At 56.6% G+C, this 26830-nt stretch carries 25 protein-coding genes and 1 tRNA gene; 13 read left to right on the plus strand and 13 right to left on the minus strand.

The window, feature by feature from the left end; all coding sequences use genetic code 11:
• Positions 1-881 (plus strand): hypothetical protein (locus VEG30_00095; protein ID HXZ78301.1); only part of this gene is annotated, 881 nt, incomplete at its 5' end.
• Between the two features lie 51 nt (positions 882-932).
• Here VEG30_00095 and VEG30_00100 read toward each other — a convergent pair.
• Together VEG30_00100 and VEG30_00105 are read right to left on the minus strand one after the other, a co-directional pair.
• A complete protein-coding gene (locus VEG30_00100; GenBank protein HXZ78302.1) occupies positions 933-1400 on the minus strand; it encodes a response regulator transcription factor in 468 nt (155 codons plus the stop codon).
• A gap of 37 nt (positions 1401-1437) precedes the next feature.
• Positions 1438-3258 (minus strand): PAS domain S-box protein, encoded by a 1821-nt coding sequence (locus VEG30_00105; protein HXZ78303.1) that lies wholly within the window; start codon positions 3256-3258, stop codon positions 1438-1440.
• A gap of 300 nt (positions 3259-3558) precedes the next feature.
• Between VEG30_00105 and VEG30_00110 the strand changes: the two genes are divergently transcribed.
• From VEG30_00110 to VEG30_00120, 3 genes are all read left to right on the plus strand, one after another.
• Positions 3559-5595, plus strand: coding sequence for a TonB-dependent receptor (locus VEG30_00110; GenBank protein HXZ78304.1), 2037 nt, complete (start codon positions 3559-3561; stop codon positions 5593-5595).
• A gap of 65 nt (positions 5596-5660) precedes the next feature.
• Positions 5661-6164: a YfiR family protein gene (locus VEG30_00115; protein ID HXZ78305.1), complete on the plus strand. Its 504-nt coding sequence runs from the start codon at positions 5661-5663 to the stop codon at positions 6162-6164.
• Between the two features lies 1 nt (position 6165).
• Positions 6166-8241, plus strand: coding sequence for an EAL domain-containing protein (locus VEG30_00120; protein ID HXZ78306.1), 2076 nt, complete (start codon positions 6166-6168; stop codon positions 8239-8241).
• 484 nt (positions 8242-8725) lie between these two features.
• On the opposite strand, the gene VEG30_00125 is transcribed toward VEG30_00120, so the two are convergent.
• From VEG30_00125 to VEG30_00145, 5 genes are all read right to left on the minus strand, one after another.
• Complete coding sequence (locus tag VEG30_00125) at positions 8726-10840, minus strand: AsmA family protein (GenBank protein ID HXZ78307.1); 2115 nt, start codon at positions 10838-10840, stop codon at positions 8726-8728.
• Between the two features lie 146 nt (positions 10841-10986).
• A tRNA-Arg gene (locus tag VEG30_00130) sits at positions 10987-11063 on the minus strand.
• A gap of 169 nt (positions 11064-11232) precedes the next feature.
• Positions 11233-11508, minus strand: a complete 276-nt coding sequence (locus VEG30_00135; protein HXZ78308.1) for a hypothetical protein — start codon at positions 11506-11508, stop codon at positions 11233-11235.
• A 209-nt stretch (positions 11509-11717) separates the two neighbouring features.
• Complete coding sequence (locus VEG30_00140) at positions 11718-11990, minus strand: hypothetical protein (GenBank protein ID HXZ78309.1); 273 nt, start codon at positions 11988-11990, stop codon at positions 11718-11720.
• Positions 11991-12220: 230 nt separating this feature from the next.
• Positions 12221-12586, minus strand: coding sequence for a hypothetical protein (locus tag VEG30_00145; protein ID HXZ78310.1), 366 nt, complete (start codon positions 12584-12586; stop codon positions 12221-12223).
• Positions 12587-12925: 339 nt separating this feature from the next.
• On the opposite strand from VEG30_00145, the gene VEG30_00150 reads away from it, so the two are divergent.
• Positions 12926-13579: a hypothetical protein gene (locus tag VEG30_00150; GenBank protein HXZ78311.1), complete on the plus strand. Its 654-nt coding sequence runs from the start codon at positions 12926-12928 to the stop codon at positions 13577-13579.
• A 486-nt stretch (positions 13580-14065) separates the two neighbouring features.
• Here VEG30_00150 and VEG30_00155 read toward each other — a convergent pair whose 3' ends face one another.
• Positions 14066-15115: a 3-oxoacyl-[acyl-carrier-protein] synthase III C-terminal domain-containing protein gene (locus tag VEG30_00155; protein HXZ78312.1), complete on the minus strand. Its 1050-nt coding sequence runs from the start codon at positions 15113-15115 to the stop codon at positions 14066-14068.
• A 333-nt stretch (positions 15116-15448) separates the two neighbouring features.
• Here VEG30_00155 and cysE point away from each other — a divergent pair, with 333 nt between their 5' ends.
• Positions 15449-16153, plus strand: a complete 705-nt coding sequence (gene cysE / locus VEG30_00160; protein HXZ78313.1) for a serine O-acetyltransferase — start codon at positions 15449-15451, stop codon at positions 16151-16153.
• 165 nt (positions 16154-16318) lie between these two features.
• On the opposite strand, the gene VEG30_00165 is transcribed toward cysE, so the two are convergent.
• Positions 16319-16915, minus strand: coding sequence for an FKBP-type peptidyl-prolyl cis-trans isomerase (locus VEG30_00165; GenBank protein ID HXZ78314.1), 597 nt, complete (start codon positions 16913-16915; stop codon positions 16319-16321).
• Between the two features lie 68 nt (positions 16916-16983).
• Here VEG30_00165 and VEG30_00170 point away from each other — a divergent pair, with 68 nt between their 5' ends.
• A complete protein-coding gene (locus VEG30_00170) occupies positions 16984-17514 on the plus strand; it encodes a hypothetical protein (GenBank protein ID HXZ78315.1) in 531 nt (176 codons plus the stop codon).
• 17 nt (positions 17515-17531) lie between these two features.
• On the opposite strand, the gene VEG30_00175 is transcribed toward VEG30_00170, so the two are convergent.
• Positions 17532-18383: a Cof-type HAD-IIB family hydrolase gene (locus tag VEG30_00175; GenBank protein ID HXZ78316.1), complete on the minus strand. Its 852-nt coding sequence runs from the start codon at positions 18381-18383 to the stop codon at positions 17532-17534.
• 192 nt (positions 18384-18575) lie between these two features.
• On the opposite strand from VEG30_00175, the gene VEG30_00180 reads away from it, so the two are divergent.
• Entirely contained in the window at positions 18576-19361 is a 786-nt protein-coding gene (locus tag VEG30_00180) for a 3-oxoacyl-ACP reductase family protein (GenBank protein ID HXZ78317.1), read from the plus strand.
• A gap of 13 nt (positions 19362-19374) precedes the next feature.
• A complete protein-coding gene (locus VEG30_00185; protein HXZ78318.1) occupies positions 19375-19890 on the plus strand; it encodes a cupin domain-containing protein in 516 nt (171 codons plus the stop codon).
• Positions 19891-19928: 38 nt separating this feature from the next.
• Here the strand turns inward: VEG30_00185 and nhaA are convergent, their stop codons facing one another.
• Complete coding sequence (gene nhaA, locus VEG30_00190; GenBank protein ID HXZ78319.1) at positions 19929-21311, minus strand: Na+/H+ antiporter NhaA; 1383 nt, start codon at positions 21309-21311, stop codon at positions 19929-19931.
• A gap of 115 nt (positions 21312-21426) precedes the next feature.
• Between nhaA and VEG30_00195 the strand changes: the two genes are divergently transcribed.
• From VEG30_00195 to modC, 3 genes are read left to right on the plus strand one after another with little or no spacing between them, the layout of a single operon-like run.
• A complete protein-coding gene (locus VEG30_00195) occupies positions 21427-21807 on the plus strand; it encodes a response regulator (protein HXZ78320.1) in 381 nt (126 codons plus the stop codon).
• A gap of 51 nt (positions 21808-21858) precedes the next feature.
• Positions 21859-22533, plus strand: a complete 675-nt coding sequence (gene modB / locus VEG30_00200) for a molybdate ABC transporter permease subunit (GenBank protein ID HXZ78321.1) — start codon at positions 21859-21861, stop codon at positions 22531-22533.
• On the plus strand, positions 22530-23723 hold the full coding sequence (gene modC / locus VEG30_00205; protein HXZ78322.1) for a molybdenum ABC transporter ATP-binding protein: 1194 nt from the start codon (positions 22530-22532) through the stop codon (positions 23721-23723). Before modB ends, modC begins: the two co-directional genes overlap by 4 nt.
• Before the next feature lie 31 nt (positions 23724-23754).
• Here the strand turns inward: modC and VEG30_00210 are convergent, their stop codons facing one another.
• Positions 23755-24843 carry a UDP-N-acetylmuramate dehydrogenase gene (locus tag VEG30_00210; GenBank protein ID HXZ78323.1) on the minus strand — a complete coding sequence of 363 codons (1089 nt, stop codon included), beginning with the start codon at positions 24841-24843 and terminating at the stop codon, positions 23755-23757.
• A gap of 342 nt (positions 24844-25185) precedes the next feature.
• Between VEG30_00210 and VEG30_00215 the strand changes: the two genes are divergently transcribed.
• Positions 25186-25620 (plus strand): BrxA/BrxB family bacilliredoxin, encoded by a 435-nt coding sequence (locus VEG30_00215; protein ID HXZ78324.1) that lies wholly within the window; start codon positions 25186-25188, stop codon positions 25618-25620.
• A gap of 147 nt (positions 25621-25767) precedes the next feature.
• Here VEG30_00215 and VEG30_00220 read toward each other — a convergent pair whose 3' ends face one another.
• Entirely contained in the window at positions 25768-26631 is an 864-nt protein-coding gene (locus VEG30_00220; protein HXZ78325.1) for a Ku protein, read from the minus strand.
• Positions 26632-26830 lie beyond the last annotated feature (199 nt).

Below are 26830 nucleotides of genomic sequence, written 5' to 3' on the forward strand. Positions count from 1 at the left end.
GGAACAGCAACATCGCCACGCTGGCAGGAGGCGACACCTCGAACAGTGTCCTCACGTTTGTTCCTAAGGGCCAGGGTAACAGCACGCTCAGCGTGGACGTGGGCAGTATCACCTGCGCACCTGCGTGCTCGCCCGCGTTTAGCACTCCCACGACGGGCGGGCAGATAGTTGCAACGGTGTCGCAGCCCGCTATCAGTCTGAACATGGCGAATCAAGTGATCGGCGCCAATCTGGAAGTGAGCGCTTCGGGCGCGCTCAATGTGAATGCGCCGAACACGATGACAATCAAGATCTCCAGTTCCGATGGCAATGTGGTGCTGTCGAACGCCAACAACACGGCAGGATCGAGTTCGATCACAATTACGATTCAGCCAAATAATGGCCTGAATGGCTCTGGATTCCCCACCTTCTTTGTGCAGGCGCTGGCGGCCGCACCAACTTCCGGCTCGTCAGTGACGTTGACCGCGCACGACCAGGCAAATCAATTTGCGGACGGCACGATCCAGGTTACGCTGGCACCCTCGGGGTTAGTTCTGGCCAGTCAGAATGGAATCGGGCAGGACTTCTCGACTTCTCTGGGACAGATCGGGGGAGGCGATAAGCCGCTAACGGTTGAGGCGTTCCAGTTGGATCCGGTGACACTGGCGCCGGTAGCAGAGGAGGCCGTCAAGGGTGGGCTGACGCTCGCGTTCACGATTCAGCAGGGGACAAATGGAGTAGCAACTATAGTTGGCACACAGGCTATTTCGCCCGGCAGTCTGACTCAGAGCCTCACATTCCACCCCGTGGCAACCGGGTCTACCACGCTGACGGTTCCTGCGCCCCCAGGATTCGTGCTTCCTGCCAGCGGGAACGCTCTTAATGCCACGGTAAACCCCTAAGGCGATGGACACAGGGCGTAGGAGTGATTCCGAGCCAGCGGGCAATCAGGTTCAGCAAGCGAACGCCAGTCCCATACAAAAAAGCGATCCGGGATTGGGCTCCTCGTTTTCTTTTTTGGACTTCTCGGGAAGAGCTCCGAAAAAAGTATCTCCCGCCAGCAGGCAATCGATAGCTCGAATCAGATCTCGAGCGGCCTGAGATTTGTGAACGTAGCCATGCGCACCAGAGGCACGAACGTCAGTGGGCAGGCGCTCGGACTCGTGCATGGTGAAAATCAGCGTCCGAGTGGGTAAGCCCAAACTGGTGATTTGACCTGCTGCTTCCAAACCACTCATCACCGGCATGGTGATGTCGAGGACAGCGATATCGGGCTTGAGGGTCTTGACCATCTCCACGGCGTCTCTGCCATTTCTTGCTTCACCGCAGATTGCCCAGTCTCGCCCAGCCCGGGCGATGAGCGTACGGATGCCTTCGAGAACGATTTCGTGATCGTCGGCGATTACGATTCTTGCAGCCATACCCTTCCTCTCGGAATCAGAGATGTGATCAATCGACCTACGCTGACTGGGTTAAGCTTGAGACCGGCTCCTTCGCAGGAGCGGCGGCAACTACGGTTGTGCCCTCTTCAGTTGAGATAATTTCCAAGTTCCCGCCAAGCTGTTGCATGCGCTCCTTCATGCCGCGCAATCCAAGACCTAAGTTGGTTTCGTCGGAACCCTGCAGAAGGCCAGCCGGGATTCCCCTGCCTTTGTCCAGGATTTCCAAAACTGCCATTCCTTGGGCCATCGACAGGCGGACACTGGCTGTCGAACTTCCGGAATGGCGGTGCACGTTACTGAGGCTCTCCTGAAGTATCCGGAACAAAGCCAGCTCGACTTCCCGGGGGAGGCGAACGAAATCGGGATCGGCTTCAAATGTGACCTGAATCTTGCTGCGCTTGGAAAAGCCTTCCAGGTACCAGGGAATCGCCGACTTCAGGCCCAATTCTTCCAGCATGGGAGGATATAAGAGATAGGAGATGGTCCGCACTTCGCGAATTGACTCTTCGGCCAGGCGGATGCAATGGGCGATTTGCTGGTGGACTCCGCTGCCAGGATCGGAAGCCAGCACGCCTTCCAGGGAATCCAGATTCATTTTCAGCATCGCCAGGTACTGTCCGAGGCTGTCATGGAGTTCTCTGCCGATGCGTTTGCGTTCCTCATCCTGGCTGAGCAAAAGGTGATGGGAGAGTCGACGGAGGGAATTTTCCGAAATGGCCAGCTTGCTTTGGGCCAACTTTCTCTCCTTGACTTCAGTGGCCAGATCGTCATTGGCGCGTTGGAGCGCTTCTTGAGCATGCATTCTCTCGGTGAAGTCACGTGTGACTTTCGAAAATCCAATCACCTCGCCATTGGCATCTCGAATAGCGGTGATGACCACATTGGCCCAAAACCGAGAACCATCCTTGCGAACGCGCCATCCTTCATCTTCCGCACGGCCTTCTCTGCTTGCAATTTCCAGCTCGCGTTGTGGTTTCTGGCTTTGCAAGTCTTCTTCGGGATGAAAGATGGAGAAGTGCTTTCCAATGATGCCTGCAGCGGGATAGCCTTTCAGTCGTTCTGCTCCTTCATTCCAACTGCTAACTCGGCCTTCGCGATCCAGGGTAAAAATGGCGTAGTCCTTGACTGACTGGATGAACAGGCGGAATCGTTCTTCCTGCTGGCGAAGCGCGGCTTCACGGCTGTACGCCTCCAGTGCGGCCTGCTCAGCTCGCTCCCGGGCCTGCAGTTCACCCCTCAGTAACTGGTAGTGAAGATAGAGCAACGAGACGGCCACGATGAAGCTGGTGATCACAATGGCGCCGGCAATTAGAAACAAGCGACGAGCAGTTTGTTTCCTAATCGTCAGAAGACGAGCTTCCTCGTTCCTGATAGCCGAGCTGATATCAGCGTTGCGTGTGGCAAACTCAATGTTCTGACGGAGCACCTCCGAGAGATTCATCGGCGCGCCCTTTTGTTTTTGTGCCAGGGAATCATCCCAAATGCGGAGCCGCTCGCTGGTCAGAGCCTGATATTGGTTGCAGTTCGCAACCTGAACAGGATTATCTTTTGTGAGCTCCTGCAAGCGCTGTAGTGCGCCGGGGACCTGGGCGGCGGCGGTCCTGTATTCGGCGAATTGTGAATCGTCGCCACTCATCAAATAAGCCATTCGCGCCCGTCCCGCAGTGTTGATGTCATTCTGCAGATCGCTTAAGGCATCACGCACGTTGTAGGTGTGAATTACTAGACTCGCGCTCTCGCGGAAGTAGGAGAAGGCAAAATACGAGGCAAGCCCGCACAAACAAAGGAGTGCCAGCGCCACAACGAACACAACGCGGGCTTTTGCGCGCGGAACCATCTGCAATCGTTGGAAATCAGGGGTTGAGGGTCAAGAAGGCGAATGTTATGCCTGAGCTGGTTGAGGCGGCATACCATGTTTACCTGATAACGAGTTGGTTAATGTTTCGGGGTATCGGGCAGAATCAGGTTTCGAAAAGCGGGAGACCTGGGGCTCCCGCCACCGCGAGGGCAAACCCGCCCAAGCTGCGCTTGACCCGGCAGGCTCAGGATTTTTCACGACACAGCGGTTCTTCGACTGTCCGAAAGAACAGTGTCCTACGCTGTTAAGGGTCATAGCTGAAATGCCGATGATGGGGGCATGGCGAGCCTTCTCATCAGCGCTGGAATACGGCGGGTCCGAGCTGCCGTCTTTCTATGTTTTCTCGGCACCGGGGTGCTCGGTCTGGCGCAAGAGCCGGCGGACGGCGATCTCACTAACCTTTCCATCGAAGAGCTGGCGCACGTAAAAATCTCCAGCGCGTCGCGGTATCTGGAGGATGCGCGAAAAGCTCCTTCCGCCGTGACCGTAATCACGGCGGATGAAATTGCGCGCTATGGCTGGCGCACGCTGGCGGAGGTGCTGCGCAGCGCGCGCGGATTCTATACCGCCTACGATCGCCACTATACGTACCTTGGCCTCCAAGGGTTCCTGCAAACCGGCGACTACAATGCGCGCATTCTATTGCTCATCAATGGTCACCGAGTTAACGAGAATCTTTACGACAGCGCGCTGCTGGGCACGGAGTTTCCGCTGGATCTCGACCTCATCGACCGGATCGAAATCGTGCGTGGACCCGGTTCTTCACTCTACGGAACGAATGCAGTCCTGGGAGTGGTGAACGTGATTACGCGCCAGGCGAGCGGACCAGCGACGGTGGAGGTGAGCGGCGAGACGCTGTCGTACCTGGGACGGGCGGGGCGCCTTACGGGGACTTTGCAGAAGGGACGGCTGTCGGGCGTGATGTCGGGCAGCCTTTTTGAAAGCGCGGGTCATTCCAAGCTCTTCTACCCTGAGTTTGCAGCGCCGGAAACCAACAATGGCTGGGCAGAAGATGTGGATGGCGATCGCTACGCTCAGGGCTTTGCCGATATCCAATACGGGAACCTCCGCGTGCAGGGTCTGTACTCGAGTCGTCTCAAAGTTATTCCGACGGGTTCTTACGGGTCGAACTTTAATGATCCCGACGATCGCACCACCAACACGCGGGGCTATGTCGATGCGACCTACAGCTGGAAACTTGCTGCAAACACGGACCTCCATCTGCGTGGCTACTACGACACATACCGACTCTGGGGGACCTTTGCCTATGGAGGAGCGGATCCAGCGACCCGAAGCCTACTAATCAGTGAGGCCGCGGCGGATTGGGGCGGGCTGGAAATTGTGCTGGAGCACAGGCTGGGGAGGCATCGGCTGGTGGCAGGTGCCAGCTCAGAGTACAACTTTCGGATTGACCAAAAATACTATTATCCGGGACAACCGACCTTCCTCAGTGACCATGCGAATCCCTGGCTGATGGCCCCCTTTGGAGAAATGGAGCTGAATCTTACGCCGAAGCTGACGGTGAATGCCGGCGGGCGAATGGATTGGTACAGCACATTCGGGACAGCGTTGAGTCCGCGCTTCGCGCTGATGTATTTTCCGAATTCGCGGACTTCCCTGAAGTACATCTACAGCCAAGCGTTTCGCGCTCCCGATGCCTACGACATTTACTTTTCCAATAATCTCGATCCAACGAAGCCCAGCCAGACCCTAACACCGGAAGACATCCACTCCCACATGGTGGTGTTCGAGCGGGGCCTCACCTCATGGCTGGGCGTCACGGTGGATGGTTTTCACAACCGGCTCGATCAGGTGATCGAGAATCAGCCTGATGCAAGTGGAAACCCTGATTACGTCAACGCAGGCATTGATCGCGGCAAGGGGGTGGAGCTTGAAGTAGACGCCAAGCGCGCCTCGGGATGGGCAGCGCGCGCCAGTTATACGTTAGCCGACACCCAGGACGGTGTCAGCAAGACTGTGAGCGAAAATTCGCCGCGGCAGCTGGCGAAACTGCATGCGGCCATTCCTGTTTACGGGCGAGCCTTTGCAGGTCTGGAATTGTTGTACACCGATGCCCAGCAGAACTATCAAGGCGTGCGCATTGCATCGTCGCTGCTGACCAACGTCACGGTATCAACGAAGCCCCTGTGGGGCGGCTGGAAATTTTCGGCCAGTTGTTACAACGCCTTCGATCGCCGCTGGGCAACGCCCACGGGCCCGGAAGTGATTCAATCTGCGGTCCCGCAGGACGGGCGAAGCTATCGATTCAAGGTCACCTACACACGCCGGATTGAGCGCGAGCGGAGCAAACATTGATAAGGCATTTTTCCAGTGCTGACAGTGGCATGCGGAAAGGTCTGCCAGGCCGGGGAGCGTGCGCCTTGATCTGGATCTTGCTACTGGCGCCGCAGGCTTTTGCGCAATTGCAGGATGAAAGCGCGGTTCGTGCTGCCTTCGTATTCAATCTCACCAAGTATGTCGAATGGCCACGTTCCTCGGGTGAGTTGGTTATCGGATTTGTGGGCGAAAGTAGCATGGGCGAGATTCTTAAGAAGATGCTAGACGGAAAGGCCAGCGAATCGCGCAGCATTCGCGTTCTGGCGTCGCCTTCCGAGGAGCAACTGCCGCAGTGCAACATTGTGTACATAGCTTACTCATCACCCAAGAAATTCCGGCCTGTTCTGGAAAAGCTGCGCGAAAAGGGTGTTCTCACGGTGGGAGACGACTATAGCTTCGCTCTCAATGGCGGAATGGTGGGTCTGGTGAGGGCTGGAGACCATATCCAGATCATGATCAATCTTGAGGTGGTGCAGGAGTCCGGGTTGAAGATCAGCTCACGTGTCTTGAGTCTGGCGGCCATCGTGCGTACCAGCGGAGGAGGGTGAAGTGAGATTGGTGCGTCCCAACAGCTTAGCTGCCAATATCACGATCGTGGTATTGCTTGCGAGCAGCATTGCGTTATGTACCCTGCTGGCCGCCCTTCTCGTGTTTGACAACACGAGTTCCCACTCTTTGCTCCGCAGCCGCCTTTCCACCCTGGCCGAGATCGTCGGTCAGAACTCGAGCGCCGCACTGAACTTCACGGACAAGGACGCAGCCGGAGAAATTCTGGAAGCCCTAAGAGCGGAACCGCCGGTGGTATCGGGCTGTCTCTACAACGTGAATAACCAATTGTTTGCTCAATACCAGCGGCAGGTCGGAAGTCCGCCCTGTCCCAAATCCCCGGCGCAGTTATCGATACCTGGTCCCAAGTACACCAGCGTGGTGCATCGAGTGCGCGGACCTTACATGGAACTCGTGGGCACCCTCTCGCTGACCTCTGATATGCATGACCTGGACAGCAGAAGGAACCAGTTGCTAGAAATAGGCGGTTGCCTGATTGTGCTGGCGCTGGCGGTGGGTGGGGTTTCAGGGTCATTTCTGCAACGGCGGATATCGCGGCCGATTTTTGATCTGGCGCGAGCGATGAAGGAGGTCACGAAGGATGACAGTTTTGGCGCGCGTGTAGCTGTCTCAGGTAGCGATGAAATCGCACAACTGGGACAGGGGTTTAACCACATGCTGGCGGAGCTCGAACGCCGTGAAAGCGCGAAACGGGAAGCCGAAGCGAAGCTGCAGTACCAAGCTTGCAATGACGCGCTTACGGGCCTACCCAATCGAAGGCTGTTCCTCGGCCGGCTGACACAGACGCTGGCTTTGGCGCGCCGGGAATCCCACACTATGGCTCTGCTCTATATCGATCTGGATGGCTTCAAGGTGGTTAACGATAGCCTTGGACATTCCATTGGCGACCTGCTGCTGACGGAAGTGGCATTGCGGCTGCAGGCCAGGGTGCGGCAGTCAGACACTCTGGCCCGAGTCGGCGGCGACGAATTTACGGTGATACTTGCTTCTATTCACCACAAAGACGACGCCGCGCTGGTAGCCGGCAAGCTGCTCGAATCACTGGCCAATCCGTTCCAGATCGAAGGTCACGAGATCACCATTGGCGCCAGCATTGGGATCAGCGTTTTTCCGGACCACGCGACGGAAGGCGGCGACCTTATGCGGCAGGCCGACAGCGCTATGTACGCGGCCAAGCGCAATGGCAAGAATCAGGCGATGTATTTCACCCCCGAACTTGCGTCGCTGGTGCGTGAGCGTTTGAATCTGGAGAACCAGTTGCGCGGGGCGGTTGCGCGGGGTGAGATCCAGGTTCATTACCAGCCGGAATTTGAAGTCGCAACTGGCAGGCTGGTTCGCTTCGAAGCCCTGGCTCGCTGGTTCCATCCCAACCTGGGGCTGATCCCGCCCAACAAGTTCATTCCCATTGCGGAAGAGAGCGGATTGATTATTCCCCTGGGAGCCTACGTTCTGGAGCAGGCCTGCATGCAGGCGGTCAAGTGGCAATCGCTGTGTGCCCATCCTACTCAAGTGGCAGTGAACGTATCCAGTATCCAGTTCAGCCGTAACAGCTACGTAGAGGAAGTCGTAGACACGCTGAACCGCACCGGTCTGAAGCCTGAGCTTCTTCAGATCGAGCTGACAGAAACGGTGATGTTGGGCGCAGTGGAACGCTGCGCGCAAAAAATGAGGCAATTGCGGGCGCTAGGGATTAGCTTAGCCATCGATGATTTCGGAACTGGTTATTCCTGCCTGAGTTATCTTCCGACACTGCCTTTTGACGCGCTGAAGATCGATCGTTCGTTTGTGCGGGAGATCAGTTCGAAGCCGGAGACGGTGGCAATGGTGCATTCCCTGATTGGGTTGGCGCACAACATCGGCATGAGAGTGATTGTGGAAGGCATCGAGGAACTGCAGCAGCTGAATTTGATTCGCAAGATCGGTGGCAACGAGATCCAGGGATTTCTTCTCGGACGGCCGACACCTGATCCGATCTCCCAGTTGGCCCTCACAGTTCCCAACACCTATAACAGTGCTGAAGCGGATTCACTGGTGGTGCAATCGGCATCGACGTCATGAAGGGTGACGAAGGTCAGCGCGGGGGAAATTGAACGAGATTTTCATTTACGGATCGCTACCTTGCCGGCGTGGGCCGGGTGAAGTCCGGTCTTGGCGGCGAGCATACCGAGTCAAACCATCGGCTGATGTACACCTGAGCGTGCGCCTCTCCACAGAAATGCCGCGCTCCCGCAGCATTTGCCGTGGCCAAGTCCCAGCGGAGCACGGTAAGCTGCGAGTCGCCACACTGAATCACAAACCAATGAATGGGATTGCTGGTTACTGTCCCACAGACTTCACAGCGGAATTCCTGAAGAGAAGTCATGGCCCTCCAGCCGAGTAAGGTTACGGGTAAAGACCGAAAGAAGTATTTGACATGTCTGAAGCCGTCCTTGCCAAGTCCGATTTGAGGGCGAGACAGACGGTTCTGCAGGGGATCGCACCATGCATGCGCTCTCCGCAGCCTTTGGGGCCAAGCCGTATTGATGACGTTCTAGCGCTTTTACTACTTAGGCTTCTTCTTTCCGAATGCTCCCAGGAAATCCTGAAGTGGGTTTTGAGGCTGCGACTGCTGTGGCTGCTGTTGCCCTTGACCGGGATTCCGCGGGCCGCCAAGAAAATTCTGCAGCGTATTGGTTACGGAAGCTGGATTATTGATGTCGGGAACCAGTCCCTTCAGCCTCATCTGTGCGAGTTGCTGCACATCGGGCTCGAATCTGGGTTTGGAGAATGTGCCGCTGATCAGGGCGGGAATGACTAATTCACCCTGATTGTTGGCCAAGGCGGTCTTCATGTAGCCGCCGATGTTCTGTCCGCCGACTCTCTGGCTAACGGCTTGCGAGAGGACTGCGGTTGCGCGCATGTTCAGCGCCTCAGTAGCTAAGTTGGCTGTGCCCGCGAGGCCGACATTACCGATGTCAAGTTGAGCCTTAAGGTCGTTGGTCTGCGCGATTCCGCTCTTGATAAGAATATTTCCGGTCAGCTTCAGAATGTTGGTGATGCCCTGCGCCGCCTGGCCAGTCGGATTTCCACCCAGGAATCCTGCGATGGCTCCGAGTTCGTGGCCGATATCGGCGCCTGAATACTTCACATTATTCAGGTTCAAGTTTACCGTCCCATTCAGGGCTTTGAGGATTTCCGAACTAGAGATCTGCTTGACCGGGCCGGAGGCACGCAAGTCCACGTTAAGAACGCCTGCACCGCTAACCTTGTCCAGCGCGGTTACGCCATACGCCTTCGCCATTGCCAGGATTGCGGGAAGCTGGGCATTTGGCGCGCGCACGCTGGCGTCAACTACCGGAGATGGGGACGTGTAGTTATGCATGTTGAATTGCGCCGTTACCGCTGTTCCAGCCGAGACTACGTTGAACGGATTGGAGCGCACATCGGAGGGCGTCAGATTCAGGCTTACAGATTGGACCTGTACCGGCTGCGGGAGGTCTTTTCCGCTCATTTGAAGGTTGGCTGCTGTCACCGTACCGTTCAACGCGGGTTTATCAGCAGCGCCCGTGGCTCGAATGTTTGCGTTCACATTGCCGGTGACCGTTACGCCGGGTGAAAGAGCCATTCCCGATGCGGCCGCCAGTTTCGCAGCTTCAGCCACAGAGACGTTGTTTGCTTTTATATTTAGATCGATCTGAGCGGGAGTAGGCTTAGCGTTCACCGTACCACTCATGTCGATCGGTGTTGATCCCAGCTTGGCCGTAAACTTGCGAATGGTGATCTTGTCAACCGGCAACTCGTCGGTCAGGTCATACTGCGCCGAGATCGGGTAGCCGAGATCCATCCCATGTACTTTGGCATTCTGGATGTTGGTTTCGCCATTTGCCGTCAGCTTGCCTGATTCGGAGGTGATACTGGTTTGGCCGGTCAGAATTCCGTTGGTTCCATTGAGAGCCGGGGAATTCAGGAATTTTGCCAGATCCGCAATGCCGACCTGCTTGAGATTCAAGATGCCACGGAAGGGGATCTGGACAGGATCCTGCTGCCCCAGCGGCCCACCTTTTCCCTGTAATCTTACTTCCTGCCCTCCTGCGCCTGCCATGTGCGCTGCCGCATCAATCGTGAAGGGCTGATTGGGCGCGAAATTCTTTAGCGTGACCTGGATGTGGTCATACAAAGACGGCGTCCTGCTTTTCGCCTGATCGAGTATGGAGACCTGTGCGTCCCGGATTACCAATTCTCCCAGGGAAAACTGCTGCTCTGGGGATGCTGCTGGCTTCTGGGTGGTCTGCGCGTGGCCTAAGGAGGCAAAATTCCAAACCCCCGCCTGGTTCTTGATCAAGCTGAAGCTGGGTCGCTCGAGATCCAGAGAATTGATTTCGACCTGTTTGTGGAGCAGCGGTAGAAGCTGAACTGAAACATCCAGTTCCTTCGCTTTGACAAAAGGGCCAGAGCTGAAATGTGGATCGTCGGCGATCGTAAGATTCTGCACGCGAAAGCGCGGCGGGAACAGAGTCAAGTGCATGTCGCCGAGAGTTACTGGCCGGCCTAGCCGTTTCTGGAGTTGTGTCTGGATCGTTCCACGATATTTGTTGACGTCGAAGGTAGCGGCGAAGATCAAAGCTGCTCCCACGATTACAAGCAAGACAACGATGATCGCAATTCCAATTTTCCGCATGGCCTTCCTCCTGGGTCGCCTTAAGTTGTTCGATGAGACATATGAGTCTCGGTGTTTGCCGATTTAACTGTTGAGAAAGGAAGGTTTTACCTGATCGCTTGGATGAGGCCATTCAGGATTAGTTGCAGTATTGCATAAGGCGAGGATGGAGGCCCTGGGCAGAGTCGAACTGCCGACCAACGGTTTAGGAAACCGCTGCTCTATCCATCTGAGCTACAGGGCCGTGCGGCGATGTGATGCAATTATCTCACGCGAATTTACAGACCGGCAGCGAGCCTAAACTGACCATCGCTGGCCGTCTGATGATCGTAGCGGTTATCCATTGTGCGGCTTTAGATCCGGCTATATCGGGCTGGGCGTGATATTCAGGAGCCAATCTGAATGCCCCCCTGTTATGCCGCCCGCTTGCGTTCCGGTGGACGCTTCTCATTTTTGGGCTTGGGACGCCGCTGACGCCGGTCGGCCATCTTCTTTACTCTCACTTCTTTGACACCCAGGACCTCGATCATCTGCTTTTCCAGGTGCTCTGAGGGTACGATGTCACCGCAAACAATCTTGTCGAGCATAATCGGGTTGATTTTCAATGCTTGCGCGAGTTGATTTTTTTCGAGCTTTTTCCTCTTCATGGCAGCTCGAATCGCAGCGGCGAGTTCTTTTTCCGTTCGCATGAAAACTCCTTATTGATCAGCCTGCTGCTCTGCTGGTGGCCATTGTCAGTCGAATTTTGGACGTAGGGCGCAATGTGGTGGTTGTCCGAGAGAAGGAGAGCTTATATCCGAAGCGGAGAATACGCGGGAACCAGGTTAGAGGCTCGGAGTCATGAGAACGCTTTGGCGTCGTAAGTCAGCACGACAAACGATCCAACTGGACGGAATTCTTATCCAATCAGCTTATGGGGTTCATGGTCGATTGGCGGGACGTCCAACCCTTGCAATGTCCTGAACGCGGCGCTGAAGGCAAGAGCTCCCAGGGGCAGACCGACGGTCAACCCATAGAGCATTGCGTAAAGCCCCAGGGCTTTGTCATTGTGCGGATAAGTGAGTGAGACGAGGGCGCTCACCGTGAGCACCACCACCGCAAATCCCGTCAGGCCGGCTGCTGCCGACAGCAATACCCGCGCCAGAAACCGCAGCGTTCGAACCTTATTCATGCGCTGGGCCGCCCCTTTCTTACCGCAACCCGATGCTGTTCCTTTGTTGTTTCGAGGGTTTGTGGAGTTGCTAACGTGAAAACTGTAGTCCCGGCTAAGAGGTGCGAAAAGTAACCGCGGTAATCAATCATCACCTTAAAATGAAGGCCAAAAAGTAATTTGATTTCATTAACTTAGGCGAAAAGAGCAATGTTTTACCTCATCTGGATTCTGGGCCGATCCTGGGCAGTCTAGGAATCTGTCTGCTCCTTGCTGAGCTGAATAGCGGTGAGTACAGAGACCACTTCCAACCCGACGACGGATAGGCCGCCCACAATCAAACCGTAGATGGTAGCGACATTCTGCGGCCCCCAGACCCAACCGCCAACCAAAATCAGAAATGCAAAGAAGGCAACCAGGATCGCCAAGGGAATCGCTGCCAGAACCGTGATCCAGCGATTATTGAAAATCAGACCCATGGCAGCGATCAGGAACAGCACGGCCAAGACAAGCAGGAATCCCGATTCTTCGGCAGGTTCTACCCTGAGCACGAACCAAACCCCGGCTATGGCCGTGGCTGCGAGAACGAGGTTTAAGGCGATGCACAGGGATCGCATGAGACCCCAAGAGAGTAGCACTGAGTGCAAGTTTCGCTTGGACGCTTCTTCACTACGTCGCACCGGACCGCCGACCTGAGCGGCCAAGAGAAAACTACCTCGGCATTTGGCGCAAGAACGAACCCCGGCAAGGTGTTGCCTGTTATCCAAGTTAGGATGGAGTGCGAGGTCGGTCACTGCAAGACGAGGCCAAGCCAAGTGGGAAATGATCGAATTGAGAAGGCAGAGAAATGGGTATTGCCGGCTTATAGCGTAATACTGACGATGTCGCTCGTATGCTGTACAGCGGCAGCCCAGCAGATCGCCCCGGTTACGTCTCAGAATTCCCCCAGTGTTACTGTGGCTAAATCTCAGGGGGAAAAAGAGACAGAGCGGGAAATTCAAAAACAGGAGCAGTCGCAGAGAATCCTCGGCGTCGTGCCCATGTTCGGGACGACCAGCCGCCAAGATCCTCCGCCTCTTACAGCTAGCCAAAAATTTCATCTTTTCGCCAAGAGTTCGTTCGATCCTTTCGTGTTTGTCTCCGCGGGAATACAGGCCGGAATCAGCCAGTCACAGAACGAATTCCCCGCGTACGGGCAAGGCATGGCAGGATATGCCAAACGCTACGCAGCCACGCTTGGCGATAGTACCTCCGGCAGCTTCTTTGGGGGTTTCCTGTACCCCGTTCTGCTGAAGCAGGACCCGCGATATTTCCGTCTCGGCCAGGGCAGCGCTAAACACCGCATAGGATATGCGCTGGCGCAGGCATTCGTGTGTCGCACGGATAAGGGCGGCCGGGCATTCAACTATTCCAGCGTCCTAGGGGCGTTTTCTTCAGGTGCCTTGTCGAATGCGTACTATCCACCCAGCGATCGCGGTTTCGGGCTGACTATGAGCCGAACAGGAATATCGATGATCTACGGTAGCGCGGGAGGACTGGTCGATGAGTTCTGGCCCGACATCCATCACAAGTTTTTCGAGAAACACAAGAAGAAGCAACCAACGCCTTGAAGGGCGAGCGTCCGCGCCTCTCGGCCGAGCAGTCGCTACATTTTCAATTGACCTTAGGACTTCAAGGGCAGCGATACCATGCCTCGTCGGCTGACTAGCCCTATTGCGTAAGTAGTCCGGAGAATTGCAAAACCGGAAATTGCGACGCACCCTATCAGAAAGGCTATCTTCCCGCTCACCTCTGGCCGGAAAAGATGGGCTCCCCCTAAAAAACCTACAACTGGACATTTTGCTCATGGGAGCGAAATGAAGTCCACGCGCGCATCTAGTCCGGGCTCCGGATACTGCGTATCGAACTCCGGCGACTTGTTCGCGCCTGGTATGCAGGGACGCTCCAGCGGTTTGCGGGTGCCGTTTCCCCAGTAGCGGGCTGTGGCAGCGGCGCCCCAGGAGAGGCTGGGTTACGGGCGATATCCGGCTATTGCGCCGAATTACCCGGCCTCTCTCCCCTTTGCTGAAAACGGCTTTGCGCGGGCTTGAAGAGCATCACCAGCGCACGAGAACCAGTTCGGAGCAGAATCCCGGACCCATGGCGGCGAGCACACTATAGGTTCCAGGTTCACCGCGACGATTGGCCAGGAAATCCTCCAGTACAAACAGGACGGAAGCGGAAGAAAGATTCCCCACGGTCCGCAAAGACTGCCAGGAGGCTTCCAACTCGCCATCGCGCAATTCCAAGGCGCCGGCCACGGCCTCCAGCACTCGTGGACCGCCGGTATGAATAATCCAGCTTCGGATATCTTTGCGGGTCATTTGATGCTCGGCGAGGAAGGCATCCACGTCATTGCGCAAGTGGCGCTCGACCATCACAGGGACGTCGGGTGAGAGGACAATCTGGAAGCCCTTCTCCGAGATATCCCAACCCATGACCTCCTCAGTGTTGGGATAAAAGACCGAGCGAGTGGCGATGATCTCGGGCCCCTGGAAATCGGTATCCGAACCAGCCACCACCACGGCGGCTGCGCCGTCGCCAAAGAGTCCGGTGGAAATCAGATTGGCTACGGAAAAGTCTTCGCGTTGCCAGGTAAGCGAACAGATTTCCACAGACAACAGTACTGCTACCTGGTCGGGAAAGCCGCGCACGTAATCGGCGGCACGCGCTATACCTGCCGCCCCTGCCACGCATCCCAGGCCAAAGATGGGGATACGTTTCACGTTAGGTGACAGTCCCATATGGTTTACCAATTTGGCGTCGATCGAAGGACTCGCGATGCCCGTTACAGAGACAAAAAACAGCGCCTGAAAGGCGGAAGGCACCATGCCTAAGGGCATAATGGCTTTGCAAATGGCTTGGGAACCTAGCTGCACCGCGGCATCGATCCACTTGCGGTTTGCCTTCCCCCAGGTGTTCACGCGCAAGTAACCTTCCAGGGGCAGCACCAGATAGCGCTTGTCCACTCCTGCACGGGCGTGCAGGCGTTCCAACATGTCGGCTCGTGGTAGGCGGTCTCCCCAGAAGCGGCTCAAGGCAGAAACAATAGTGGTCTGATCGTACTCATGTCTGGGAAGAGCGCTGGCTGCGTTGACGATTCTCATGTGTTAGTCCGTTCCAGTTGTGGGGCTGTCCTTATCTGACCCCAGGGTTAGCTTCGGGATGATGATCCGAAGCATCACTTTGCGAGAAAAGGCAAAGGATAGCGATGCATTCTACGCTAGCTGTCCAGAAATCGGATGCCCTAATGCTTAAAGCGGAAGAGGCGAATGCAGGAATCAGGAATTTCGGACGGCAAATGCACGGGATATGGCAGCATAGGGGTATTCTCTCATGAACAAAATAAGGAAGCGCTGAAGCTTCGGGCACGAAGGAGGTGCAATGAAAGATCCCGTCAATAACGCACCTCCGCATCCAGGGCACTGCGTGGTTTAGCTATGGCAGCTTTGCGATCAATCCGAGAAGACGTTGCTGCAGTTCTCGATCGAGATCCGGCGGCCAAATCAAGATTGGAAGTTTTGCTCTGCTACTCCGGGCTGCACGCTTTGTGGGTATACAGACTGAGCCACTGGTTCTGGGAACATAATTTTCGTCTCGGCGGGCGATGGCTGAGTCAGGTGGGCAGATTCCTAACTGGAATCGAGATCCACCCGGGCGCACGGGTAGGACGACGCCTGTTTATTGATCACGGAATGGGAGTGGTGATTGGAGAGACGACCATTCTGGGCGATGACGTTACGCTTTATCAGGGCGTGACCCTGGGCGGCACCGGCAAGGAGCAGGGCAAGAGGCATCCTACTATCGGAAATAGTGTGGTCATAGGCGCGGGAGCGAGGATTCTCGGCAATATTACGATCGGCGACAATTGCCGCATTGGGGCGGGCTCCGTAGTGTTGCGCGATGTGCCAGCAGACTCGACCATCGTGGGTGTGCCGGGGCATGTGGTGCTGCGCAACGGCAAACGTGTGGTGATCACCGATCCCAAACAGATCAACGATCCGCTATCCGAGGCCCTGGTGGCAGTAGCTACACAGGTCAAAGAACTAAAGGCGCGAGTCCACAAGCTGGAGGGACCAGAATCTCCGGTTGACGACTCCGCGGATGCCTTGCAGCAAGTGATCGAGATCGATTTTCAGATTTGAATGCCGACTACGGGACCCGGCTACGGCGGAAATCCGGGGCATGAGGAGGAGAACGCAAGATTTGACGCGGACGGGGCGGACAGGCGAGATCGCCTGTCCTACACAGACCACCCGTCCTGGCTCAAAATGACCACAGAGTCCCTTGGGCTCGAAGAAGCTGTCAGCCTACTTACCTACCCCGAGCAGCTCCACATCAAAAACCAGAGTTGCGTTTGGCGGGATGACACCGCCGGCACCACGAGCCCCGTAGCCTAAGTCGGGAGGAATCTGCAGTTGACGCTTACCGCCTACCTTCATGCCGGCGACGCCCTCATCCCAGCCCTTGATAACGTTTCCCTGGCCGAGAACAAACTCGAACGGCTTGCCGCGATCTACGGAGCTATCGAATTTTTTGCCGTTCGTCAGCCATCCGGTGTAGTGGACCTTCACGCGCTGACCTGCGGTGGCTGTCGGCCCAGTGCCTTCTTTGATGTCCCAGTACTTGAGTCCGTCAGAAGTGGTTACGGGTTTCCCGGTCACCTTGGTTGGCGCACTGGTATCGGACTGCGACCAACCCGATAAAGCTAAAGCCAGCAAGACTAAGAGCAATGCGGCAAGTCTTCCGATGATCACCAGCAGTTCTCCTGAAGATTGATTTGGGTACAGCGAATATCGCTGCAGACGGTATGCTTTCACACCTGGCGGCTCAATGGCCACAACAATCGCGTCTGTCTGGTTTGACGCTGGCTTGCATGATTTCGCCGCGGGAATGTATCCTGCCACGACTGAATGCCGGCATGGCTGCTGGTTTTGGAATCTCGCAATTCCCTGATCTCAGGTTGAGGTGAACGATGAAGGCGTTGAACCGGTTGCTGACGGTACTAATTCTGTTGATTTCCGTGAATCTCGCGGCAGGGGCTCAGGGGAACGGCGGTATTCAACTGCTGCCCGAGGAGAAGGTATCGAAGCTGCTCCCCGCAACTGTTTTCCTGGACGGTGAGAATCCGCCCACCCAAGCCCGCAACACGTTTCTGGCGCAGATGCCGAATGGAAAGCTGTTGCTGTTCACAATGATTGATACCACCGGGTATAGCGCGGCCTATCAGGAAAAGTACATTGGAGCATTTCTCGCGCAATCGGCGTTCAAGCTGGGAAGCGCAACTCTACAGCCCGGCGCCTACGGCTTTGGAAGAAAGAAGTCCAGCGCGGACTCTGTAACGTTCTTCCTGTACGACATCGGAGGCAACAAGGTGGCTGAGGTTCCGACACAGAAGCAGGAGGACCTGCGCCCGTTGAAGGTAGTGCAACTCACGGTTGAGAAAGACGGTTCTGCTCGTTTCTACCTGGGTCCGTACTACGCCTCAATTTCAGCCGCACCCTGAGGCTCACTCTCCGTGTGCTAGCCGGCAGACTGTGCGGCCGGCGCTTGCTGGAGCACGAAGCGCTCCATCGCGTTCGCAAATCCTTCTTCTTCGTTAGACGTAGTCACGAAAGTTGCCGAGCGCTGAACTTCGGGGCTGGCATTCCCCATGGCGATGCTGATGCCACTTTTGCGGAACATCAGTACGTCGTTGGGCATATCGCCGATGGTGGCGATCTGTGCTGTAGGAATTTTCAAAAGCTCGGACAGCATGAGCACGACCTGCCCTTTGTTGGCGTTGGGATGGGTCACGTCCAGGTAGTAAGGCTGAGAACGGGCGGCCGACAGACGATCGCCACCCGCCTGCTGCACGTCCTTCTCACATCGCGCAACCGCGTCGTAGTCGTCGCTCACGCCGACGATCTTGGCGACGCGGTCCAGAAGGTTGTCGAAGCTTTTGACCACTACGGGCGGGAACTTCACGGTCCACTGTTCACGGGCAACGTGTGGACCTTGAGGATCCCGGACGAACCAATCCTGCTCGCTATACAGCCAAACGTCGAGCTTGTGGTCGGAGACGATGGGAATTACCTGGCCAGCGACATCAGGCGCGAGGAAGTTTTCGCGAAGCAGCTTCAGGTCGGGTTGGACAAGGATGCCGCCATTGAAAGCGGCGATGGGCTCGTTCAGATGCAGTTCATCAATAAGCATCTTCATGCCCTTGGGCGGTCTGCCGCTGGTGATGGTGAAGGCGATTCCTGCGCTGCGTAGTTTGTGTACTGCGTCGCAAGCCCGCTGGGTCAGGACTTTCTCCTGGGTCACCAGGGTTCCATCGACATCAGCGATTACCAGCCGAACCGGTGGATGAGATTCTGAACTTAGCTTTGGCATCTCTACCTCAAATATTCTGAAATTCGAGTTACCGGGCTACCACAGTCGTGGGCAATCGATGCCTCGGACGACAGATGATTAGAGTACGAACCTGCCCGCGAGCATTCGAATTTTTTTGGCCCTGCCTGGGTGCTACCATGCTGACCTCCGGGCTGGGCGCTGCCGGGAAAAAAGAGCATTCTGGGGAGACCAATGCCTGCATCACAACCGTCCCAATTGCTGGATTTTCGCGGCAAGGCAGCGGTGGTAACCGGCGCCGGCAAAGGAATCGGCGCCGCGATTGCGCTGCGCTTTGCACAGGCAGGTGCAAAACTGGTGGTGAGCTATCGCTCGAGCGAAGCAGGAGCTGGGGCAGTGCGAAATCAGGTTCGATCTTTTGGTGGTGAGGCAGTGATCGTGCGGGGCAACGTGACGCAAGAGGATGACGTGAATCTTCTAGTCGAGGAGACACTCAGGGCTTATGGCCAGATCGACGTCTGGATCAACAATGCCGGCAGTTACCCGGCATCTGGAATATTGGAAATGCGGCCGCAGGAGTGGCATTCGGTGATCGCAGACAATTTGACGGCAGTCCATCTTTGTACCCGTGCCGCTGCGCGCCAGATGCAAGGCCAGGGTACAGGAGGGGCAATTGTGAATATCGCATCGATTGAGGCGGAAAATCCGGCGCCCGGTCATAGCCACTACAATGCGGCGAAAGCGGGTGTACTGATGTACACGCGCACGGCCGCCCAGGAATTAGGGAAGTACAACATCCGAGTCAATGCCGTTTCTCCCGGCCTGATCTGGAGGGAGGGGTTAGAAAAAGCATGGCCGGAGGGTGTGGAAGCGTACCTGCAGGCTGTCCCTATGGGACGTCTTGGTCAACCGGAAGACGTTGCTGATTGCTGTTTGTTCCTGGCATCGCCTGCAGCGCGCTGGATTACCGGCGCCAATCTGGTGGTTGACGGCGGTGTTCTGACCTGCCGGGCTTACTGATCAGGGGTGAGTCGTGCTCACGGCCGAACAGATTATTCGCCTGCTGGGGCTAGCGCCGCTGCCGGTAGAGGGCGGGCATTTCCGGCAAACATATCGCTCGGAGGAAATGATCGAAGCTTCAGCTCTGCCAGCTCGGTATCCTTCTGACAAGTCTTTCTGCACGGCAATCTACTATCTGCTGACATCGGAGCCGGATTCTTTCTCCGCCATGCATCGCCTGCCAACGGAAGAGATTTACCACTTCTATCTGGGAGATCCGGTGGAAATGCTTCTGCTCCACCCCGAGGGCAAGCAAGAGACCCTGCTGCTCGGCCCCGATATTGCGAACGGACAGAGATTGCAACATGTGGTGCGACGCGAAACCTGGCAGGGTTCGCGTCTGCGGCCGGGGGGGCGATTCGCGCTGCTGGGCACTACCATGGCTCCTGGTTTCGATGCAGAAGACTTTTTTCTCGGAGATCGCGAAGACCTGATGCGAACGTATCCGCAGAGCTCCGACTTGATCCGCAAACTGACGCGAAATCCCTGAGCATCTGGCCGGCGATTGTGGGCTGCCCTGGCTCTGCACTACTTCTGGAGAGCCGGGTTGTCCTGGAGTGCCGGCGTAAAGAAACGGAGAAACACATATCCCGCGATGCCAGCGATTAGTGAAGCCAGCAGAATCCCAATCTTGGCATCGGCGACGAGCGCATCATCATTGAAGGCGAGTTCGGTAATGAATAGAGATACCGTGAAGCCGATACCGGCCAAGAGTCCAACGCCGATGATATGGCGCCATGTGGTCTGTTCGGGAAGCGACGCTATTCTGCTGGCGACTGCCAGCTTGCAGAAACCCACGATGCCTACCAGTTTTCCGAGCACCAGTCCGAGCACGACGCCGAACATCGCAGTACTAGTAAAGGCCGCGGACGCAGTTTCGCGTGACAACTCTACCCCCGCATTCGACAAGGCAAAAATCGGCAGGACGACATAGCCGATCCATGGATGTAAACGATGCTCCTGCCGGTCCAGGGGAGCCTGAGCGTGATAGCAGACGTCCTCCATTTGTCCCAGCACGGATTCCGTGGCTTTGACATCTCCATTGGCGCCAGCGATTTTCAATTCTTCCAGCAGAGACTGAATGGAGCGGGAGGCTTGCCCGGGATCAATACCGGGCTTGCTCGGGGTGAGCAGGCCCAGAATTACTCCAGCGATGGTGGCGTGGACTCCCGATTTGAGCACGGCGATCCAGAGCATGATTCCGACTATGCCGAAGACGAGGCGGCTGCGCACCCCCAGGGCGCGAAATACGAGCAGCAGAACGAGGAGGAATACTGCTGCCTCTAGCGCTCTGGTGGACAGGGAAGCAGTGTAAAAAATGGCGATGACGAGAATGGCGCCGATGTCATCAACGGTGGCCAGTGCCAGCATGAAAACGCGCAGGCTGGAAGGAATGCGCCGTCCAAGCAGAGCCATCACCCCGATTGCAAACGCAATGTCGGTGGCCATGGGAATTCCCCAGCCACGCACCGCCTCGCCGGACCGATTCAGCAAGGCATAAGTCCCGGCGGGGACGATCATGCCGCCAAAGGCTGCGACGAAAGGGAAGATCGCCTTGCGGAATGAGGCAAGCTCCCCCCGCACCATCTCGCGCTTCATCTCCAGGCCAACGAGGAAGAAAAACAGCGCCATCAGGCCATCGTTCACCCAATGCTTCAAGTCCTCGCTGATATTCAGGTAACGCGTATCAATACTGATCACGCGCTCCCAAAGATGGCGATAGCTGTCGCTCCATTGAGAATTTGCCCAAAGCAGCGCAATCACGGCAGCAGCAACCAGCAGAACTCCTCCGGCAATTTCGCTGCCGATAAAGCGCTCTATCGGGGACACTACAATGTTGTTTAGCAGTGAGCGGAGAGCCTGAATCGATCCTCGCTTGGGTGGCGGAGGGGTAGTCTTGGTAATGGTCATGGTGAAGTCAGCCGCGACCGAAATCTCATGTCAGAGTCGAGATCAGCATTCTACCGAAGAAAGAGAAATCCAGAGCTTCTGCAGGAACCGGAGTTCTCTATAATTTGTGTTCTCGATGGAGTCGCAATCCAGCCGCCGAAGAGTACTGATCGTCGATGATGAGCGCGTGATCGCTGACACGCTCTCTCTAATTCTTCAGCAGAATGGATTCGAAGCAAGCGCGGTTTATTGCGGCACAAGCGCCATCGAAGAGGCGAAAAGGTGGGGCCCGGATCTGATTATCAGCGATGTGATTATGCCCGACCTGAATGGAATTGAGGCTGCCATTCGTATTCGTGAGTTTCTGCCGTCGTGCCGCATCATTCTCTTTTCCGGGCAGGCAGAAACCGCGGACCTGTTGGAGACGGCGCGAGCCCAGGGACATGAGTTTGAGATCCTGGCAAAGCCGCTGCATCCTGACGATCTGCTGCGGTGCCTCAATGGCCATGGGAACTGAAGCACTCGGCGATTCTGGTGAGTGGCAGGTGCGCTGAAACAAGGAGCAGTCATGGACTGGGAAGCATTTGCGCTGACGGCGCGGCTGGCGCTGGTGGTTTCCACTGTGCTGTTGGGAATTGGGCTGCCGCTGGCCTACTGGATCACGTTTTCGAACTGGCGCTGGAAACCCATCGCTGAGGCGGTTTTCGGTCTGCCACTCGTGCTTCCCCCAACTGTACTTGGCTTTTATTTACTGACCGCGTTCGGCAATGCCACTGTCTTTGGGCGTTGGTGGCAGAACGTGACAGGACATCCTCTAGCTTTCACTTTTTCTGGGTTGGTCGTGGGATCGATCATCTACAGCCTGCCGTTCGCAGTGCAGCCTTTCGCGGCCTCGTTTGCTGCCGTGGATCGCGGGTTGATTGCCGCTTCCTCCATACTGGGAGCATCTCGCTGGAGGACCTTCTGGCGGGTGGTGCTGCCGCTGTCTACTCCCGGCGTGGTTACAGGCGTGGTTCTGAGCTTTGCCCATACTGTGGGGGAATTTGGGGTGGTGCTGATGATCGGCGGAAACATCCCAGGAGTTACGCGCACGGTGTCGATTGATGTCTATGACCGGGTACAAGCGGCCGACTACACCGGCGCGGGCCAGACTTCCCTGGTGCTGCTGATCTTCTCATTTGTGGTACTTTCGCTGGTGTATGCAGTGAATCGAAGAGTGTGGTCTCCCTACTCATTCGAATGAAACTGGAAACTGTGGAGAGTCCGTCCAAGAAAATCGCGTCTGAGTTGGCGGACCTCGATGTTGACATCGCCAAGAGCTTCGGCAAGCGCGGCCGTGAGTCCAGTTCGTATCCTCCCTTTGTGCTCCAGGTACAGTTCTCGTTGCCTCGCGGGATTACTGTGCTGCTTGGGCACTCAGGGGCGGGGAAGACGGCCATTCTCAACTGCATTTCTGGTCTGCTCAAACCCGATCGCGGCAGCATTGTGCTGCACGGTGACACTCTCTTCAACTCCGAGAGTGGTATTGAGGTGCCGGTAGCGCGACGTCTGATTGGCTACGTCTTTCAGCATCTGGCGCTGTTTCCCCATCTCACAGTTGCTGGGAACATCGCATACGGAATCAGTGGCCTGGATCGCGGGGAACAGAGATCGCGGGTGGACGCAATTGCTGACGCCTTTCGGATTGGCCATCTGCTGGAGCAGAAGCCGGATCAGGTTTCCGGGGGAGAAAAGCAACGCGTCGCCTTGGCTCGAGCTCTGGTGACGGAGCCACGACTGCTGCTGCTGGATGAACCCCTGGCCGCGCTCGATCCGGGCACAAAGATACGGATGATCGATGATCTCCGCACCTGGAATGCCGCTCACCTGATTCCCATCCTGTACGTTACCCATAATCGCGAGGAGGTGTTTGCGCTGGGCGAGCGGGTGATCGCGCTGGCGAACGGCAGCATCCTTGCGCAAGGGACTCCGGCGGACGTGCTCAAGGCACCGCGGCACGCCAGCATCGCGGAGTGGAGTGGTCTCGAGAATGCGCTCGACGCTCAAGTCGTGACATTACACGAGCAGCACGGAACAATGACGTGCCGCACTGTGACGTCGGCGGCGGAGCGACAGGTCGATCTGGAAGTGCCGTTGGGCCACAACCGCATAGGTGACTTCGTACGGGTCGGGATCAGTGCCGGGGACATCATGGTTGGCACGAGATACCCGGAGGGTTTGAGCGCGCGAAATGTGCTTCCCGGCAGAATTGAGGCACTCAGGCAAAGGGATGTGACGATAACTGCGGTCGTGGACTGCGGCGCACGGTTTGAAGTGCATCTGACGCCCGGTGCTGTCGAGTCACTGCAACTCGCCCCGGGCCAGGAGGTCTGGCTCGTGATCAAGACGCATTCCTGCCATCTGCTGAACACGTCGAGCAATAGCTCTAAATGAATGTGAAGCCGTGAGCGGTGTAGCTGCAGGTTCAGCCAAGAGATGGCGAGGAGTGAATGTCCTCACGGGTTTCCGCAAATCCGAGAAAGACCGGTTCCGGGCGCAACTCAATCCCGAACTGGTTGGCGACTGCAGTCTGAATTTCATTCTTGAGCGCAAGGATGTCGGAGGCCTTGGCCCCGCCACGATTGACGATCGCTAGCGCGTGCTTGCGCGAAATGCCTACCGGTCCGCGGGCATAACCGCGTGTATAGCCCGAGTGTTCGACCAGCCAGGCAGCCGGGATTTTCACTGTCCCACCGTTAGAGGGAAAGCTGGGAATAGGCTCTCCGCGGCTGTGTGCGAGGTCCTCGAGTTCGAGGAATTTCTCACGGCTCAAAATCGGGTTCTTGAAGAACGATCCGGCACTTCGGCAATCCTCGTCGCCAGGAACGATCAGCATAGCCTTGCTGAGGCGAATCTGGCGCACCGCTTCGCGTGTTTCGGCGAGGCTGGGTGGCGGGTTTTGGCGGGCCAAGAGAGTTTTCAAGTCACGATAGGAAATCCGCGGTTGACCGCCAGGTTCTAAAGCGTACTTCACGCGCAGAATGATGAAACGCTCACGCTCGTTAGTGTTGAAAATGCTGGTGCGATAAGCGAATCCGCAGGAAGGATTGCAGAGTTCACGGATCTGGTTGGTTCTTAGATCCAAAGCCCGCACTTCTTCGATGGTCTCGGAGACTTCCTGTCCATAAGCGCCCACATTTTGTACCGGGGTGCCTCCCACGGTGCCTGGAATACCACTGAGGCATTCGATACCGGCGCAGTTCTCGGCCACAGCACGAGCTACGAAATGGTCCCAGTCCTCACCGGCTCCGACATCGAATATTCGTTTGCCTGATTCGAGCGACTCCTCAATTCCGCGGATAGCGATCTTCAGGACCAGCCCAGGCAAACCCTCATCGGCGACCAGCAGGTTGCTGCCACCGCCCAGCACGAACAGAGGCAGAGACCGCGAGCGGGCGAATTCGACGGCATCCCGGACATCTGCCTCGGTCCGTGCCTCCGCGAAGTAGCGGGCCGGGCCTCCGACGCCCAAGGTGGTAAGGGGCGCGAGCGGGACGTTTTCATGAATCTGCATGGGCGATGGTTTTCATATTACACGCGAGCAGAAGAGCAAGGTGGTCACTGTGCCTATCGATATGCGCCCAGTTGTGCGATATTTTTTCCGCCTCTAAGAAGAGCGAGAACAAAGCCGTCGAGACTGCGCCTCGACCTCACCCTTGCCAAAGGATGGCTAGGATGGGCCCAGCGAGTCGGCTTCAATCTGATGAGCGCTGCACGCTACGCCACTTTTCGACCACCGGGCAAATAGTGTATGAAAGAGTGCATCCGATTTCGAGTCGCTTGGCCGTGGGGCGAGCCTAGGCAGAGTCTCCCGCGCCGAAAGAGACTGAAAGCTGGATAGAGCACAGGAGAGCGAATGTATCCCGAATTGATGGTGGTGCCCATGCGCGAGGAATTGACGCGGCTGGGGATTGAGGAATTGAGAGATCCGGAAGCCGTGGACGAATTCGTGAAGCGTCGCGGGACAGCAATGGTGATCGTGAATTCCATCTGCGGATGCGCGGCCGGGCGCATGCGCCCTGCAGTGCGCCTGGCGCTGGAACATGGAGTCAAGCCGGACCACATCGGGTCGGTTTTTGCAGGCCAGGATGCGGAGGCAACCGAACAGGCGCGATCCTATTTTGAGGGCTATCCTCCGTCCTCCCCATCCATCGCGGTCATGAGAGAGGGGATGCTGCTGCACATGATGCAGCGCAGCGACATCGAGCACCGCGAGGCCGAAGATCTGGCTATGGAATTGAGCGGAATCTTCGAGAAATTCTGCGGAAAGAAAGAAGCAGTTTCGAAGTAGAAAAGGTTTTTCCTCTGGAACCGCGCGTGGAGTTCCTACTTCAGGCTGCAGGACCTCGAGGAGCGGACAGAGGATCGTAGGAAAGCAGGAATTCGGATTCCTGGTGGCCTCAGGGCGGATCGAGCGAACGACCTCGCTGGCTCCGTCCTAGCCCGTCGCCGTCTTGCGGCTGCGCTTCTTGGGTGCGCGTTCCTCCTCTTGTGCTGCCTCGGCCCGCCCCGGTTCCTTTACGCCGCGCACCGGTTTCTTCACCTTGTCGAGGCTCATGCGCAAAGCGTCCATGATGTCGACAACCGGAGCGAGACGTTCGGCGTGGGGAGGTTCCACGATCTCGCGGCCTTCAACCTTGGCCGCAATCAGCGCCTTGAGGTTTTCGCGGTAAGTGTCCTTATATTTTTCCGGCTCGAAGGGACCTGAGAGCGACTCGATCAACGTCTGAGCCAGTTGCAGTTCTTTGTCTTTGACCAAGCTGGTGTCAGTGCGGAACTCGTCTACTTTCCGAACCTCATCGGCGTAGTACATGGTGTGGATGAGAATGCCGCGGTCGGCAGGGCGCAAAATGACCACATACTCGCGATTGTGCATGGCGACCTTGGCAATGCCCATATAGCCCGTGCGGCGCATGCCTTCGAACAGCAAAGCATAGGGCTTCTCGCCGGCTTCGTCGGGGACCATGTAGTAGGAGGTCTCGAAATAGACAGGGTCAATCTCTTCTGACTTGACGAACTCCTGGATCTCCATATTGCGGGCGGAGGGGGGAGCAGCCTTCTTGATGTCCTCTTCGTCAATGACGACATACTGACCCTTTTCGTACTCGAAGCCTTTGACGATTTCGTCGCGAGAAATGGGCTTGTCTTCGAGCTGGCAGTAGACGACGTTCTTGACGCGAGAATTGTCTTTTTCGTGGAGTTGGTTGAAGCTGATGGTCTCGCCACGAGCGGCGCTGTAGAGTTTGACCGGGAGAGAGACGAGACCAAAGGTCAGATGTCCTCTCCAAACAGTGCTTGCCATCCGATCACCTCGGTGATTAAAGGCCCGCCAAAAGTCCTTTACCAATAGCACACAAAACAAAGGCTTTCAATGATGGCATCTCTGTAGTCACGGTTACCGAGGGGCTACCGGCGGGTATCCAGCAATGGCAACTCAGTGGCCATGCTCGGCGTCGCCTGGAGCCTGTACCCAAGTGTTTCCAAAAGGGCAATTATTTGTT

The sequence above is a fragment of the Terriglobales bacterium genome (assembly GCA_035624455.1).
GTDB lineage: Bacteria > Acidobacteriota > Terriglobia > Terriglobales > Acidobacteriaceae > DASPRM01.

What these genes read in the sequence shown, in the direction of transcription:
- VEG30_00105 (HXZ78303.1), bottom strand. Translation starts at nt 3,258, where the DNA reads ATGGTTCCGCGCGCAAAAGCCCGCGTTGTGTTCGTTGTGGCGCTGGCA.
- VEG30_00135 (HXZ78308.1), bottom strand. Translation starts at nt 11,508, where the DNA reads ATGCGAACGGAAAAAGAACTCGCCGCTGCGATTCGAGCTGCCATGAAG.
- nhaA (HXZ78319.1), bottom strand. Translation starts at nt 21,311, where the DNA reads ATGACCATTACCAAGACTACCCCTCCGCCACCCAAGCGAGGATCGATT.
- VEG30_00220 (HXZ78325.1), bottom strand. Translation starts at nt 26,631, where the DNA reads ATGGCAAGCACTGTTTGGAGAGGACATCTGACCTTTGGTCTCGTCTCT.
- cysE (HXZ78313.1), top strand. Translation starts at nt 15,449, where the DNA reads ATGGCAGCTTTGCGATCAATCCGAGAAGACGTTGCTGCAGTTCTCGAT.
- VEG30_00215 (HXZ78324.1), top strand. Translation starts at nt 25,186, where the DNA reads ATGTATCCCGAATTGATGGTGGTGCCCATGCGCGAGGAATTGACGCGG.
- VEG30_00180 (HXZ78317.1), top strand. Translation starts at nt 18,576, where the DNA reads ATGCCTGCATCACAACCGTCCCAATTGCTGGATTTTCGCGGCAAGGCA.
- VEG30_00210 (HXZ78323.1), bottom strand. Translation starts at nt 24,843, where the DNA reads ATGCAGATTCATGAAAACGTCCCGCTCGCGCCCCTTACCACCTTGGGC.
- VEG30_00145 (HXZ78310.1), bottom strand. Translation starts at nt 12,586, where the DNA reads ATGCGATCCCTGTGCATCGCCTTAAACCTCGTTCTCGCAGCCACGGCC.
- VEG30_00100 (HXZ78302.1), bottom strand. Translation starts at nt 1,400, where the DNA reads ATGGCTGCAAGAATCGTAATCGCCGACGATCACGAAATCGTTCTCGAA.
- VEG30_00110 (HXZ78304.1), top strand. Translation starts at nt 3,559, where the DNA reads ATGGCGAGCCTTCTCATCAGCGCTGGAATACGGCGGGTCCGAGCTGCC.
- modB (HXZ78321.1), top strand. Translation starts at nt 21,859, where the DNA reads ATGGACTGGGAAGCATTTGCGCTGACGGCGCGGCTGGCGCTGGTGGTT.
- VEG30_00140 (HXZ78309.1), bottom strand. Translation starts at nt 11,990, where the DNA reads ATGAATAAGGTTCGAACGCTGCGGTTTCTGGCGCGGGTATTGCTGTCG.
- VEG30_00125 (HXZ78307.1), bottom strand. Translation starts at nt 10,840, where the DNA reads ATGCGGAAAATTGGAATTGCGATCATCGTTGTCTTGCTTGTAATCGTG.
- VEG30_00195 (HXZ78320.1), top strand. Translation starts at nt 21,427, where the DNA reads ATGGAGTCGCAATCCAGCCGCCGAAGAGTACTGATCGTCGATGATGAG.
- VEG30_00170 (HXZ78315.1), top strand. Translation starts at nt 16,984, where the DNA reads ATGAAGGCGTTGAACCGGTTGCTGACGGTACTAATTCTGTTGATTTCC.
- VEG30_00155 (HXZ78312.1), bottom strand. Translation starts at nt 15,115, where the DNA reads ATGAGAATCGTCAACGCAGCCAGCGCTCTTCCCAGACATGAGTACGAT.
- modC (HXZ78322.1), top strand. Translation starts at nt 22,530, where the DNA reads ATGAAACTGGAAACTGTGGAGAGTCCGTCCAAGAAAATCGCGTCTGAG.
- VEG30_00175 (HXZ78316.1), bottom strand. Translation starts at nt 18,383, where the DNA reads ATGCCAAAGCTAAGTTCAGAATCTCATCCACCGGTTCGGCTGGTAATC.